Source organism: Pseudomaricurvus sp. HS19, assembly GCF_009857815.1.
Taxonomy (GTDB): Bacteria; Pseudomonadota; Gammaproteobacteria; order Pseudomonadales; family Cellvibrionaceae; genus Pseudomaricurvus.
Map to the genome: position 1 here is coordinate 1,722,315 of NZ_WVVW01000001.1, position 14,996 is coordinate 1,737,310.

Here is a 14,996-nt window from a genome sequence, read left to right on the forward strand (position 1 = left end):
GATGTTTAGCGTGCAGCTGTCTGCGATGAGGATTCACGGTGAGTAAAGGGCGTTAGCTGGTGACAGAAGAGCGCCAGTGTAGCGATTTTCGTCATGGCCCGCACCGACAGAGTGGCACCGGTGATGCCATCGATATGACCATCCAGGGCAGGAGCCTGCTCCGGCAACAACCCCAACCCCTGGAATTGCCCAGTAAAGAAGGGGTAACGGACTTCTCCGCCGCGACTCTCGCGGTACTCCATCACCTCAATGTTGGCGATGCGATCAGAGTCCACCACAACACCCACGGTAATCAGCTGCTCCTTGCCGATCTCCTCAAACTTCCACAGGGTTCTCTGGCCATCGCCCAGGTAGCGGATGCGCAAACCGTGGAAGCGATGCCCCAGAATCGCCTCAATAGCGTCCCGCTGCTCCTGATTCACCCACAGGGTTTGCCACTCCAGCGCCGCAGCCTGCTCGCCAAAGGTGTTTTGCCGCATCTCTTCCATGGAGAGGAAACTGCCGCGCTGGGCCTGTGCAGGCATGCTCACGACCAACGCCGCAAGCACCATTGTGATGAGCAGTCTGTGCATAGAAACTCCGCTAGCCGAACACACCAAAGGCGCCCTCAGGCGCCCCGGTGTTTTGCTTCAGGTGCGATACCTCGATCAGAAAGACCAGCCCACACCCAGGTTCAGGGCATCGCCTTCATCGTTCTTACCAACGGTATCGGTGTAGTCCGCTTTCAGCACCACCTGCGGGTGAATCCAGTAGTTGATACCGTAGTCGTAGGCTTTGTAATCGATGTCGGACAGCATCTTGTCGCCGCGATCCCACTCGCTGTAGCGCACAAATACACCCAGCTTGTCGGTAAACTTGTAGGAGGGCTCCAGGTACCAACCGCTCTGGGTGTCAGCTTCGGCGGCTTCAAAATCAGCGCCGTCAATATCCCACTCAGCCCACAGTGCACGTACGCCGAAGCCACCGATGTTGTAGATCGCATGGGCTTCCATCAGGGACGCCTCGGCAGACTCGGTCAGCAAGCCCTGGGCGATATCCTGCTGGTACTGGTAGGTTGCTGCCAGCTCCAGGCCCTGGATACCGGTGTACTTCAGGCGACCGGTGAATGCCAGATCCTCCGCTGTTGCTTCAGCGTTTTTCTGGCGGCCGCTGCGAATACGGAAGTTGTCAGTCTTCAGTCCACTGTGAACAGCAGCGTTGTAGCTCAGGCCCGGGGCGATCTCACCCAGCGCCATCACACCGGCTTCCCACCAGGTAGCAGGAATGACTTCGGCTTCCACTTTATTGCGCTCGGTACCGTAGAACGTGTCCGGCTCGTGGGTTTCGTTGAGGATACCCACCGGCATCAGGAACTGACCGATCTGTACGCTGTGTTTTTCAGCGAAATCGTACTCGATATAGGCCTGCTCCAGCTCCACTTCACCGGGCTTGCCGTCGCCGGCCAGCGAGTGCTCCAGCTCAAACTCGGAGAAAAAGCGCACCTTATCTGTGAACTGATGTCCGATATACAGCACATAACGGTGGGCATCAATCTGATCATCACCGTCTTCTTTGTGGTTAAAGTGGTGCTCGCCATAGCCTCCAATAGAGGTCTTTTCAGCCCAGGAAGCCAGCTTTGCCAGCTTCTCATTGCTGCCAACAGCTACGCCCTGCTCAACCGCATCGGCGGTGGCATCCAGCTTTTGCTCGGTAACCTGCAGCTTGTTGTCAGTCTTGTTGAGCTGGGATTTCAGCTCCTTGATTTCGGCCTGTTGCTGCTGGATCAGCTGCCACATCTCTTCCATAGACGGCGTCTGCTGCGCCTGCGCAGCCAATGATGCGGCGCCCACGGCGACAGCCAGCACACTCTTCTTCCACATGATGTTATTCCCCAATTTCTTACGGTTTGTCACGAAGCCAGACAGGCAGGCGCCCCAAATAGCCCTTGCCTATCACCCCAATAAAACTTAATTACGAGAGTTAAATTTAATGGGATTGAGAATGTTTTTCAATATTATTACAGAAAATTTCGCCCAACGAGCGTTTGACTCCCGGCGATAGTAAAGGGGGGGGTTACGTGAGAAAGGTGTTCGGGATGACGGGGCGCGCCTGGAGATCATCGCCCGCCAGTGACAGGGAAAGCCCCGGCTATAGCCACCGGCAGGACGCAAAAAAGGCCGCGCATTGCGGCCTTTTTTACGGTTCTGCTTTCGCCACCACAGGATGGCGAAAAAGCGACCGCTATCAGCTCTCGGTTGTACCGACAGCGGCGTCGATCATTGGCTTCAGCTCGCCACTTTCATGCAACTCAGTAACGATGTCACAGCCGCCGACCAGCTCGCCGTTGATCCACAGCTGCGGAAAGGTTGGCCAGTTGGCGTACTTGGGCAGATTGGTGCGGATATCGGGGTTGGAGAGCACGTCGACGTAGGCAAAGCGCTGACCGCAAGCCATGACCGCCTGCACGGTACGCATGGAGAAACCACACTGCGGTGCATTGGGGGAACCCTTCATGTAGAGAATAACGGCGTTTTCCTCTACCTGCTTCTTGATGGTATCCATGATATCCATAGACAACTCAGACCTCTCGTGAATCAAATGCATTGTATGAAAACCTGTGGGTCAGCTGCACACCGCCGACCCGATTCCGTTGCGGGAGAGCGATTCCCCAGCTTGTGCCATAACCAAGTTTCGCACTCAGGTATTGCCGCCCATTCTACCCTACTCCCGTTTTGGCTGCGAATCTTTCCCGTGCCACAGGCCGCGGCATTGGGCCTGCCACGGCATTGCCAACCCCTGCGATAGCTTATAGTATCTCGCTTTCGCGTCAGGCAGCTTGCAGGCTGCCTGTTTTTGTTTTCGGGACGCGCAAACGCGTCCGCCCCAGGCAGTCGAGGAGTTCAGGCATGGCCACTACAGCCCTGATGAATACCTACGGTGAGCGCAAACTCACGTTGGTAAAAGGTGAAGGCGTCTACGTATGGGACGACCAGGGCCGACGCTATCTTGACGCCCTCAGCGGCATCGCTGTCTGTGGTCTGGGACACGCCCACCCGGCGGTGACCAAAGCGGTCAGCGAACAGGCTGCAACCCTGGTGCACTGCTCCAATCTCTACAATACCCTGCCGCAGCAGCAGCTGGCACAACAGCTCTGTGAACTGAGCGGCATGGACAACGTATTCTTTTCCAACTCCGGTGCCGAAGCCAACGAAGCCGCCATCAAGATCGCGCGCAAGTACGGTAATGACAAGGGCGTAAGTTGTCCCACCATCGTCACCATGGCGGGCAGTTTCCACGGCCGCACCATGGCCACCCTCACCGCCACCGGCAATGCCAAGGTCAAGACCGGCTTTGCTCCGCTGCTGGAAGGGTTCGTGCAGGTACCGTTTGATGACGTGGCGGCGGTTGCCGCACTGGTGAATGACAACATCGTCGCCGTACTGGTGGAACCGGTACAGGGCGAGGGCGGTATCCGCGTTCCCGCCGACGACTACCTGGCGCAACTGCGCTCACTCTGTGATGAGCGTGGCTGGCTGCTGATGCTGGACGAGATCCAGACCGGCAACGGCCGCAGCGGCGAACTGTTTGCGTTCCAGCACACCAACATCAAGCCGGATGTGGTTACCACCGCCAAGGGGCTCGGCAACGGCCTGCCCATCGGCGCCTGCCTGGCTCGCGGTAAAGCCGGCGACATACTGCAACCCGGTAACCACGGCTCCACCTACGGCGGTAACCCGCTGGTGTGTCATGTGGCCGCTGCGGTACTGGAGACCCTGCAACAGGAGCAGCTGATCAGCAATGCCCGGGAACAGGGTAACTATTTGCTGCAGGGCTTCCGCGAAGCGCTGCAAGGTAACGCCGGCGTCACCAGCATCCGCGGCATGGGACTGTTGCTGGGTATCGAGCTGAACCGTGATTGCGGCGAGCTTGTGGGCGCTGCCGCCGACGCCGGCCTGCTCATTAACGTCACCGCCGGCAATACCATTCGCCTGCTGCCACCGCTGACCATCACGCGTGAACACGCCGATGAGATCCTGCGGATTGTGTGTCAGCTGATTGAGAATTTTCAGGAGGTCGCAGCATGACCGTCAGACACTTTTTGACCCTCAAGGATCTGAGCCCTGCGGAACTGCAGCAGATCATCGCCCGCGCTATCGAGATGAAAGCTCAGCATCGCAACGGCACCGCCGATGAGCCTTTCCACGGCAAGGTGCTGGGGATGATTTTCGAGAAATCCTCTACCCGTACCCGCGTCTCGTTTGAAGCGGGTATGGCACAGATGGGCGGCTCGGCGCTGTTTCTGTCTCCCCGTGACACCCAGCTGGGTCGCGGCGAGCCCATTGAGGATTCCGCCCGGGTGCTGTCGCGCATGGTGGACATCATCATGATTCGCACCTTCGGTCACGACAAGATCGAGCGTTTTGCCGCCTACTCCAGAGTGCCGGTGATCAACGCCCTGACCGACGACTTCCACCCCTGCCAGCTGCTGGCGGACATCCAGACCTATGTGGAGCACCGCGGCGACCCCAAGGGCAAGACTGTGGCCTGGATCGGTGACGGCAATAATATGTGTCACTCCTACATCAACGCCGCCGCCATGTGTGATTTCAAACTCAATATCGCCTGCCCTGAAGGCTTTGACCCGGACCCGGAGCTGGTTGCAGCCAACGCCGACCGCGTCACCATTACCCGCGATCCCCGGGAAGCGGTCACTGGTGCCGACTGGGTAGTCACCGACGTCTGGGCCTCCATGGGCCAGGAAGAGGAGCAGGCCCACCGCGAGCAACAGTTTGCCGGCTACGAGGTCAATCACGAGCTGATGGCGCTGGCCCACGACGATGCCATTTTCATGCACTGCCTGCCCGCCCACCGCGGCGAAGAGGTGAGCGCCGACCTGCTGGAAGACGAGAAAATCTCCGTGGTATGGGATGAAGCGGAAAACCGCCTGCACGCACAGAAGGCGCTGATGGAGTTTCTGCTGCAGCACAACTGAGTGCGCAATACGCAGAATCGTTACCCACAAAAAAGCCGGCGTAATGCCGGCTTTTTTGTGTTTGGCTGAAAGTGCGCCCTGGCTAGCGTGGCACCGCCACTGCCGCGTCCGGCTTGCGGGGATCGGCCGCGCCATAGCTGACGCCATTCTGCAGCAGGATCGACTGTGCGCTGCCCATGGTACTGACCTGCCGTAGCTTGTGCCCCTTAGCCTCCAGCAGGCGAACGGTATCGACACTGAAACCCGGCTCCAGGAACAGCATGTCCGGCTGCCACTGGTGATGGAAGCGAGGCTGGTGCACCGCCTCCGCCATGTTCATATGGTGATCCAGCACATTCACCATCACCTGCAGCACCGTAGTGATAATACGACTGCCGCCGGGGCTGCCGGTTACCAGTACCGGTTTGCCATCCTGCAGCACCAGCGTAGGTGTCATGGAGCTGAGGGGGCGCTTGCCCGGGGCGATGGCATTGGCCTCGGCACCGATCAGACCGTAGGCATTGGGCACTCCGGGCTTGGAGGAGAAATCGTCCATCTCGTTGTTGAGCAGGATGCCCGTACCCGGCACGGTAATACCCGACCCGAAGGAGAAATTAAGGGTATAGGTGTTGGCCACCGCGTTACCCTCACTGTCCACCACCGAATAGTGGGTCGTGTCCGGGCTCTCATAGCCCAGCTTCGCCCCCGGCCTGATCGCCTCGGACGCTAACGCCCTGTCGCCATCAATGGCGGTCGCAATCTGCCTGGCGTAGGCCTTGTCCGTCAACTCAGCTACCGGCACATCCACATAGTCGGGATCCCCCAGGTAAACCGAGCGGTCGGCATAGGCCCACTTCATGGCTTCGGTCATGGTATGGATCGCGGCGGCGCTGTTGGCCCCCATGCCCGCCAGCGGAAAGTTTTCCAGGATGTTCAGCAGCTGCACCAGGTGTACGCCGCCGGAACTGGGGGGCGGCATGGAGGCAATAGTGTAGCCGTGATAGCTGCCCACCACGGGTTGGCGCTCCACCACCTGATAGTTACGCAGGTCGTCGCGGGTAATGAGGCCGCCATTGGCCTCCATCTCTGCCACCAGGTGCTCGGCAATGGCGCCGTCGTAGAACGCCGCCGCACCATGACGCTGGATCTGTTTCAGGCTCCAGGCCAGGTCCGGCTGCTGCAATAATTCACCCGGCCGGTAGGCACTGCCATCCTTGCGGTAGTAAACCCGCCGGCTCTCGGCGTTGGCCTGCAGGCGGCCTGCCTGGGCCAGCTTCTCCGCTAGGTCGCGGGTAACCGGGAAGCCCTTGTCCGCCAGCTTGATGGCGGGCTTGATGACGGTTCGCAGCGGCAGGCGACCATAGCGCTGCTGCGCGTGCAGCAGACCCGCCACAGTACCAGGCACTCCGGCTGCCGCATGGGAGAATCGCGCCTTTTCACCATCCACCTCACCATCGCTGCCGATAAACAGATCCCGGTGCGCTGCTGCCGGAGCCATCTCCCGGTAATCCAGGGCGATGGTTTTGCCCTCGCCGGCAAGGTGAATCAGCATGAATCCGCCACCGCCCAGGTTGCCGGCACGGGGCAGCACTACCGCGAGCGCGAAGCCCACGGCAACAGCCGCATCAACAGCGTTACCGCCGGCGGAGAGAATCTCTGCCCCCACCTCGCTGGCAATCCGGTGCTGGGTGGCGACCATGCCGTCGTCGCTGACCACCGGATGGTGAATACTGTCATAGCGGATGATGGGTTCGCTGTTGGCGGCCAGCAGTGGCAGTGGGCTAACAAGCAGGGCAAATGAGAGGAGTGTCGCGAGCCAACGACGGCACATGGGGAGCTGCTCCGGTGAGGTAATCCCTGCGCTCACACGCGAAGCGCAGGGTTCAGTGATTGGGGTGGCGTCAGGCCGCCTCCCCTGCAGCGCGGGCTGTCAGGGGATCAGTGGCCGCCTGCGGCTTTCCCAGCGGTTTCACCAACAGTATCAAGCGCGGCAGCAATGTCAAAGCCGCGAGGATGGCCGCAAACATGGCAAAACCGGTCAGCAGGCCAAAATAGATAGTGGGTATAAAACGGGACAAAGCCAGGATCGAGAAACCGGCAATAATGATCACCGATGTATAAAGCATCGCCCGGCCAATGGAGGCGTGGGAGCGGTGCATGGCCGCCACATAATCCCGGTCGACCGCAAACTCCGCTTTGAAGCGGTGTATGTAGTGGATGGTGTCATCCACACCAATTCCCACAGTAATAGCGGCAATGGTGATGGTCATCATATCCAGCGGCACACCTGCCAGCCCCATGCCACCCAGCACCAGCGAAGCCGCCAGCAGGTTGGGGATAAGGGCAATCAGCGCCAGCGAGACTGAGCGGAAGAGCACCACAAACATCACCAGAATGCCGATAAACACAGCGCCGAGAGTGACGATCTGGGACTTGAACAGGCTCTGCAGCATGTTGTTGTAGAGCACCAACAAGCCCGAGAGGTGGACCTGATCCGGCTCGAATCCCAGCTCGGTGATGGCGGTGGTGCGAATTTTCTGCAGCAGCTCGGCACGATGCAGGCTGGGCTCGGTCTCTTTCACCCGCAGGCTGATGCGCGCCTGCTGCCCATCTTCCGACAGGTAGGGTTTGATCAGCAGATTACCCACTTCGGCGGGCAGCGCACGGCGGATCAGGGCCAGCTCAAAATCGTTCAGAGGCGATGAATTCACATCGCTGGCCACCTGATAAAAGGTCGCCAGCGACTGCACCTTGCCCACTTCGGGCAGACTATCCAGGTAGTCGTGCAGAGCACGGATGTCGGAAATCCCGCCCATGGTGTACCAGTAGTTATCCCGGGACACCGGCTGGGACTGCTCCGAGAAGGGGTCCGCTTCGCCAAAGGGATCCTGCTCCGCCAGGGAGTCCGGCAGGGTAAACGGATCCGGCTCGTCGAAGGGGTCGGCTTCACCAAAAGGATCCAACTCACTACCGGCGCCAGCCTCCGGCATACGCGCCCGCGGGGCATCAAGAATAATATCGAGACTGATGGTGCCGCCCAGGTTGCGGTCGATTACCGACATGCCCTGGTAGATCTCGGTGGACTCTTTGAAGTAATCGATAAAGCGGTTCTCCACCTCCAGCTGGCGGATGCCCACAAAACTGGCAATGGCCAGCCCCAGACTCAACCACAGCAACAGCTGGGGATGACGGGCGGTGAAGCGGGAGAAGGCCGTGGTAAAGGCGGCGGAGTTATCCCCCTTGTCCTTTGGATCCCCTTTCGGCACCAGCATCAGGCCGGCGGGGATAATGATAAAACTGAGCACCAGCGACAGGGCCAGGCCAATGCTCATCATCCAGCCAAAGTCGATCACCGGGCGAATATCACTCACCACCAGAGACACGAACGCCACCATGGTGGTCAGCGTGGTGTAGAGGCAGGGCTTGGCCATAAAACGTACCGTGGCCATCACCAGCTCCGCCTTGGGCGCATCCGGGTCAGCGGCGTGGTACTCGCGATAGCGCACCAACAGGTGGATAGTGATGGCCAGCGAAATAATCAGCAGCAGGGCGACAAAATTGGAGGAGATCACCGTCAGGCGCCAATCCACCCAGCTGAGGAAGCCCAGCATCAGCAACACCGACGTCATACAGGTGAGCAACGGCAGGATCACAAAGCGCTTCTGGCGGAAGATAATCGCCATAATCAGGATCATGAACAACAGCACGCCGACCCCGAACACTTTCAGGTCACTCTTGATGAAGTCGATCATATCGGCGGTGATCATGGTGGCGCCGCCGACGAAAATCTGCGCCCGATCCTGATAGCTGGCCACCACCTGCCGCACCTGCTGCACTCGCTCATGATCACGGGCAGCCACTTCGGTACGGTAGTCGAGAAACTCCTGGCTAACGTGCTCCAGTCGCTCTGCTTCCTGGACACTCAGGCCTTCGGTGTCCCGCTTCAGACGCAGGGCATCCCGCTCCCGCACCAGCTCCAGGTAGTGACGGTTGAGGCGCAGGCTGAGGAGAATAGCGGTGGTCTGCCCGTCCGGGCCCAGCAGCATTTCACGATAGATGGGGCTTTCCAGGTACTCCTTTTTAGCGGCCTGGCGGTCGACTCCCGGAGTCAGCAGCGTGCGCGGCTCCTTCAGGTCCTTGAGCGCTGCCGGCGGGCTATAGAGAAGGGGCACATCCAGCATGGAGGTGGTCCCCACCACCCCGGAGACCTGCGACAGGTCGTGTGTCAGCTGCTGTAACAGGGCCAGTGAGGCGTCCGAAAAGAGATCTTCATGGGGGCGGAAGGTGATGACCAGAAAATCGCTGCTCTGGTAACGCTGGTTGATTTCCCGGAAATAGTCGAGATCGGCATCATGCTCCAGGGTCAGGGAGTCGGAGGATGCATCAAGCTTGAAATTTGGGAGCCCCGCAGCCATAAACAGGGCTAACGCCGCGACGATGGCCAGCACAACGCTTGGTCGGTCAATCACCCAGGCCCGGTAAATTCGTATCAGCTGTTCTAACATGTACTAGTAATAACCCTTGAGCATCTGCGGCAATCTTCCTGACTGCCGAACCACAACCGCAGCCAGCTGCAGTTGACCGCCCATTATGACGGTTCGAATTAATAAAAGGAAATGTCCGCCTGTTCCCGCGAACCTGATTACGCTGCTGCGCCAGCTTCAGGTTCACTGGCCCGTCCGCCCGCTGTTCGCGATGATCCGGTTTCCGCGCTGATCTGGATTAACAGCCTGTCGGATTGGACCGGGGTTTTGTATACTAATTCAGTATTCATACGCCACTGATCTCAATTTGTGAGAAAGCGACCCACCTGACGACCAGACGAGAAATACAGCTCCATGCTGAAGATTCAGTACAAGGATCGACGTACAGCGCCCATATGGATTGTGGAAAAACGCTACACCATCGGCAGCTCACTGAACAATCATCTGGTACTTACCGAACCGGGCATCAGCCCGCTGCACGCCCGCCTGCTGACCGAGAACAACAGCCTCATCCTCAAGGACAACCACAGCGACAGCGGCTGCTTTGTAAATGGCCAGCGGGTCACCGAGAAACAGCTGCTGCCCGGCGACACCATCCGCCTGGGTAGCGTGGAGTTTGACATTCTCGACCCACAGGAGGCGGATGAGCAGGACGGCACGTCACCCGCCGCCGGGGCTCGCTGGTCACTGGTGTCCGACAGCAGCTGGCTGGCTGGCAAGGAGTATGCGCTGCCTGAGGGCCGATCCGTCATTGGCCGCAGCAGCAACTGTGACCTGGTGGTACCGGGCAACCACCTATCCCAGCAACACGCCGAGCTGACCATCCGCGACAACCTGTTGCACATCCGCGACCTGGCCTCAGCCAACGGCACCTACATCAATGATAAGCGTGTACGTGAAGGTACCCTGCGGCCCGGTGATCGGCTACGGCTGGATGTATACAGTTTTCGTGTAGTGGGACCTGAGCCGGAGAGCAGCAAACCCCGGCCCCGGCGAGCCCGGGCGACAGCACAGCCGCCGGAACGTCGCGTGCCCAGCAGTGAGCCCAAGCAGTGGAAAACCAAACCCACCTCACCGGGCAATCGCATTGAGCCGGAAGCCCCCCAACAGCTGAATTGGCTGGCGACCTTCAGCTTTCTGTTGCTGGCTGGAGCGCTTGGCATCCTGTTGTTTATTATTCTGGGCCGCTAATCTCTGCCGCCCGCATGACCTCAGGTCATGCACTCAGCGTTCGAGATAGGCCTCCCGCAACTGCTGGCGTTGCGCCTCCTCCAACCCCAGCTCTGTACGCAGATAGTGGTCAAGAGTGCCGTAGCGGCGACTGATACCGTCAAAAAACGCCTCGATATTGTCTTCGTGCACACTGCAATATGGCTCCAGCCAGCCCCTCTCCCACTCACTCACCCCCGCTCGGCGCAGGTGCCCTTCCACCTTGACGATCAGGGCCTCCGCGTCAAAGTGGTCACGGGTCAGGAGATAGTCTTCAACCACCTGCTGACGGGATACGCCCAAGGCAGACAGGATCAGGGCAGCCGCCAGGCCGGTGCGATCCTTGCCGGCAGCGCAGTGAAACAGGGTGGCCTGGTCACGGTTGTCCAGCAGGGCCTGAAACAGGCGACGGTAATGCGGCGCGACCTCACCGGCACCATTGTGATAGCTATCCACCACCAGCTCATGGGCTCGACTGCCACTCAACTGGCCGGCACGCAGCAACTCCCAAAAGCGCACCAGACTCCCCAGGGACATGTCGTAATCATTGATGGTGGCGGCCGCTAATGGCTGGCTGGGGGTACCCGCCTGCTCATCCTGACGACGAAAATCATGCACCTGGCTGATACCCAACTGCTCCAGTACACGAATATCCGCCGCACTCAGGTCAGCGAGATGACCACAGCGGAACAGCTTGCGCCAACGCACCTGCTCTCCGTCCGCAGTCTCGTAACCGCCCAGGTCACGAAAGTTGATGCCGCCCTCGAGGGGAACAACACGGCTTGGGGCTAGGGGATCAATGGCCATGCGGGCTCCTCAGGTGCTGCGGGGTTTTCAGGCTCAGTCTTCGCCCCAACGGGGCATAATATCCTGCTCGATGCCACACTGGTCGAGCACCCGGGCCACCACAAAATCCACCAGGTCCTCAATAGACTTGGGGCGATGGTAAAAGCCCGGACTGGCTGGCAGGATTACCGCTCCCATACGGGTCAACCGCAGCATATTCTCAAGGTGTATCTCGGAGTAAGGCGCTTCCCGCGGGACCAGAATCAGTTTGCGGCGCTCTTTCAACGCCACATCCGCAGCTCTTTCAATCAGGTTATTACTGGCGCCACTGGCAATGGCCGACAGCGTGCCGCCACTGGCGGGGCAGATAATCATCTGTGATGGCGAGCTGGAGCCCGAAGCCACAGGCGCAAACCAGTCGTCTTTGGCGAACAGCACCAGCTGGTCGTCGGCCGCACCATAGCGACTGGCCAGCAGCGCCTGCTGCTCTTCCAGCTCATCGGGCAGCGTCAGCGACGTCTCGGTATCGATCACCACCTGTGCCGCACCGGACAACAGCAGGTAGACCCGGCAATCCGCCGCTATCAGACACTGCAGTAGTCTCAGCCCGTACTGGGCACCGGAAGCCCCGGTGATGGCCAGGGTCACTGTCTGTGAGTACTCGCTCATAGGCTCCATCCTCTGCAATCAGGCCTCTTCGCCCTGCCGCTGCAGGCGTTGCATCAGCTTTTGATGCACACCACCGAAGCCGCCATTGGACATGATCACCACATGGGTATTGGGCTCCAGCACGTGCACACAATCTTCGATCAGCTCGTCGATACTGCGTGAGAGTTTGGCCGGGATATGGCTACTGTGCACCACCTCGTCCAGCGACCAATTGACGTCTGCCGGCTGGTACCACAGCACCACATCCGCAGCCTCCACACTCTGCGCCAGACGCCCGCGATGTACGCCCATGCGCATGGTATTGGAGCGCGGCTCGATCAAGGCCACAATCTTGTCATTCCCGACCTGTGCCCGCAGCCCTTCCAGGGTGGTGGTGATCGCTGTGGGGTGATGGGCAAAGTCATCATAAACGCGTACGGAGTTCACTTCACCCAGGCACTCCATACGGCGCTTGACCCCACGGAACTCCCCCAATGCCGCGCAGGCAGCATCCGGGGTGACCCCCACATGGCGAGCAGCTGCCATAGCCGCCAGCGCATTCTGCACATTGTGAATACCTGTCTGCTGCCACAGCACACAGCCTACGGCCATGCCGTCGACCTGCACTTCAAAGCAGCTGCCATCCGGCTCCAGCAGGCGCGCTTTCCAGTCGCCGCTGCCCTCCGCCAGTGAGGTGGTAACCAAAGGTGTCCAGCAGCCCTTGGAGATCACCTCATCCAAGGCGGTCTCGCCCTCGGGGAGAATGATCTGGCCACTGGCAGGGATGGTTCGCACCAGGTGATGAAACTGTTTCTGTATCGCCGCCAGGTCATCGAAAATATCGGCGTGATCAAACTCCAGGTTATTGAGGATCACCGTGCGCGGACGGTAGTGAACGAACTTGGATCGCTTGTCGAAAAAGGCACTGTCGTACTCATCGGCCTCCACCACAAAGAAGGGTGTCTCCCCCAGGCGGGCCGACACATCAAAGTTACGGGGTACGCCGCCAATCAGGTAGCCCGGGGACATATTGGCGTATTCCAGAATCCAGGCCAGCATGGAGGATGTGGTGGTCTTGCCGTGGGTGCCGGCTACCGCCAACACCCATTTATCCTGCAGCAGGTGATCGCACAGCCACTGCGGGCCGGAGGTATAGGGAATTCCCTTGTCCAGCACCGCTTCCACAGCGGGGTTGCCCCGGCTCATGGCATTGCCAATCACCACCAGATCGGGCCGCGGTTCCAGCTGGGCGGGATCAAAACCTTCGGTAAGCTCAATACCGGCGGCCTGCAGCTGCGTGCTCATGGGCGGATAGACGTTCGCATCACAGCCGGTCACCCGGTGACCGAGGGCTTTTGCCAGTTGCGCCAGGCTGCCCATAAACGTGCCGCAAATACCGAGAATGTGGATGTGCATAGAGTGATTTGCCAGTTAAAAACCAAAATCGCAGCTTACACGCAGGCGCAACCGGATTCCAATGACCAGTAGCGCCGGCGTGAACCCTTTCGCGCCCGGACTCTCGGTGAATTTTCGACCAACTTCACGTATGATGCGCGGTTTCTGACACTCAGCCCTTTGTGTCCGGTGTATACACCGGACACACTCAATCAGGTTTATATCATGGCCAAGAAAAATGCCTTTTACGCCCAGTCCGGTGGCGTTACAGCAGTGATTAATGCGTCTGCCTGCGGTGTTATTGAAACCGCCCGTCTGCACAAGAAAGAGATTGGTAAAGTCTACGCCGGTCACAATGGCATTGTCGGCGCCCTGCGGGAAGAGCTGATTGACACCAGCAAGGAGTCGGCAAAGACCATCGCCGCCCTGCGCCATACCCCGGGAGGAGCTTTTGGCTCCTGCCGCTACAAGCTGAAAAGCCTGGAGCAGAATCAGGCCGAGTACGAGCGCCTGATTGAAGTCTTTAAAGCCCACAACATCGGTTACTTCTTCTATAACGGTGGCGGTGATTCCGCCGATACCTGCCTCAAGGTTTCACAGCTGTCTGAAAAGATGGGCTACCCCATCCAGGCCATCCATATCCCCAAGACCGTGGATAACGACCTGCCCTTCACAGACAACTGTCCCGGCTTTGGCTCTGTCGCCAAGTATGTGGGCGTATCCATCAAGGAAGCTGCGCTGGACGTAGCGTCCATGTGCGACAGTTCCACCAAGATCTTTATCCTGGAGGTCATGGGTCGCCACGCTGGCTGGATTGCCGGTGCCGCAGGCATCGCCGCTCAAAACGAAGGCGAGCCACCACACATCATCGTCTTCCCGGAAATTGCTTTCGATAAGAAAAAGTTTTTGGCCAAGGTGAAAGCGTCCGTGAAAAAGCACGGCTACTGCGCCATCGTGGCGTCAGAGGGCGCGCGCTACAAAGACGGCACCTTCCTTGCCGACTCCGGGCAGACAGATGCGTTCGGCCATACCCAGCTGGGCGGGGTAGCACCCACCCTGGCCAACATGATCAAAAGCGAGCTGGGCTACAAATACCACTGGGCCCTGGCAGACTACCTGCAGCGCTCCGCCCGTCATATTGCGTCAGCAACCGACACCGAGCAGGCCTATGCTGTGGGCAAGTCCGCCGTGGAAATGGCTATCGCTGGCAAGAATGCCGTTATGCCGGCCATCATCCGCGGTAAAGGCAAGCGTTACAGCTGGAGCATTGAGGAGGCACCACTGGAGCAAGTAGCCAACGTCGAGAAGATGATGCCCCGTGACTTTATCACTGCCGACGGCTTTGGTATTACCGACAAGGCTCGCGAATACTTCGCGCCGCTGATTCAGGGTGAGGACTACCCGCCCTACAAAAACGGCATGCCTGACTACGCCAGTCTGAAGAAAGTGATGGTAGAGAAGAAGTTGAAGAAGGCCTTCAAGGTTTGATGACCCGCTGAGACCAGCCCCCCCCCAAAAAGCCC

At 59.2% G+C, this 14,996-nt stretch carries 12 protein-coding genes; 4 read left to right on the plus strand and 8 right to left on the minus strand.

What is annotated here, in order from left to right:
- Positions 1–5: 5 nt before the first annotated feature.
- From GSF27_RS07735 to grxD, 3 genes are all read right to left on the minus strand, one after another.
- A complete protein-coding gene (locus GSF27_RS07735; RefSeq protein ID WP_160967342.1) occupies positions 6–572 on the minus strand; it encodes an FMN-binding protein in 567 nt (188 codons plus the stop codon).
- 75 nt (positions 573–647) lie between these two features.
- Positions 648–1,859 carry a porin gene (locus GSF27_RS07740; protein ID WP_160967344.1) on the minus strand — a complete coding sequence of 404 codons (1,212 nt, stop codon included), beginning with the start codon at positions 1,857–1,859 and terminating at the stop codon, positions 648–650.
- Positions 1,860–2,223: 364 nt separating this feature from the next.
- A complete protein-coding gene (gene grxD, locus GSF27_RS07745; protein WP_160967346.1) occupies positions 2,224–2,550 on the minus strand; it encodes a Grx4 family monothiol glutaredoxin in 327 nt (108 codons plus the stop codon).
- A gap of 335 nt (positions 2,551–2,885) precedes the next feature.
- Here grxD and GSF27_RS07750 point away from each other — a divergent pair, with 335 nt between their 5' ends.
- Entirely contained in the window at positions 2,886–4,064 is a 1,179-nt protein-coding gene (locus GSF27_RS07750) for an acetylornithine transaminase (RefSeq protein WP_160967348.1), read from the plus strand.
- Entirely contained in the window at positions 4,061–4,972 is a 912-nt protein-coding gene (gene argF, locus GSF27_RS07755; protein WP_160967350.1) for an ornithine carbamoyltransferase, read from the plus strand. The genes GSF27_RS07750 and argF overlap by 4 nt, the downstream gene beginning before the upstream one ends.
- An 82-nt stretch (positions 4,973–5,054) precedes the next feature.
- Here the strand turns inward: argF and ggt are convergent, their stop codons facing one another.
- A complete protein-coding gene (gene ggt / locus GSF27_RS07760; protein WP_202410292.1) occupies positions 5,055–6,818 on the minus strand; it encodes a gamma-glutamyltransferase in 1,764 nt (587 codons plus the stop codon).
- Between the two features lie 34 nt (positions 6,819–6,852).
- Entirely contained in the window at positions 6,853–9,456 is a 2,604-nt protein-coding gene (locus GSF27_RS07765) for an RND family transporter (protein ID WP_160967353.1), read from the minus strand.
- Positions 9,457–9,789: 333 nt separating this feature from the next.
- Here GSF27_RS07765 and GSF27_RS07770 point away from each other — a divergent pair, with 333 nt between their 5' ends.
- On the plus strand, positions 9,790–10,626 hold the full coding sequence (locus GSF27_RS07770; protein WP_160967355.1) for an FHA domain-containing protein: 837 nt from the start codon (positions 9,790–9,792) through the stop codon (positions 10,624–10,626).
- Between the two features lie 33 nt (positions 10,627–10,659).
- On the opposite strand, the gene GSF27_RS07775 is transcribed toward GSF27_RS07770, so the two are convergent.
- The 3 genes from GSF27_RS07775 to mpl are packed head-to-tail and all read right to left on the minus strand — an operon-like array spanning position 10,660 to position 13,494.
- Positions 10,660–11,451, minus strand: a complete 792-nt coding sequence (locus GSF27_RS07775) for a tyrosine-protein phosphatase (RefSeq protein WP_160967357.1) — start codon at positions 11,449–11,451, stop codon at positions 10,660–10,662.
- A 33-nt stretch (positions 11,452–11,484) separates the two neighbouring features.
- Entirely contained in the window at positions 11,485–12,099 is a 615-nt protein-coding gene (locus GSF27_RS07780; RefSeq protein WP_160967359.1) for a flavin prenyltransferase UbiX, read from the minus strand.
- A gap of 18 nt (positions 12,100–12,117) precedes the next feature.
- Positions 12,118–13,494 (minus strand): UDP-N-acetylmuramate:L-alanyl-gamma-D-glutamyl-meso-diaminopimelate ligase, encoded by a 1,377-nt coding sequence (gene mpl, locus GSF27_RS07785; protein WP_160967361.1) that lies wholly within the window; start codon positions 13,492–13,494, stop codon positions 12,118–12,120.
- 204 nt (positions 13,495–13,698) lie between these two features.
- On the opposite strand from mpl, the gene GSF27_RS07790 reads away from it, so the two are divergent.
- Positions 13,699–14,961, plus strand: coding sequence for a 6-phosphofructokinase (locus GSF27_RS07790; RefSeq protein ID WP_160967363.1), 1,263 nt, complete (start codon positions 13,699–13,701; stop codon positions 14,959–14,961).
- Positions 14,962–14,996: the final 35 nt, after the last annotated feature.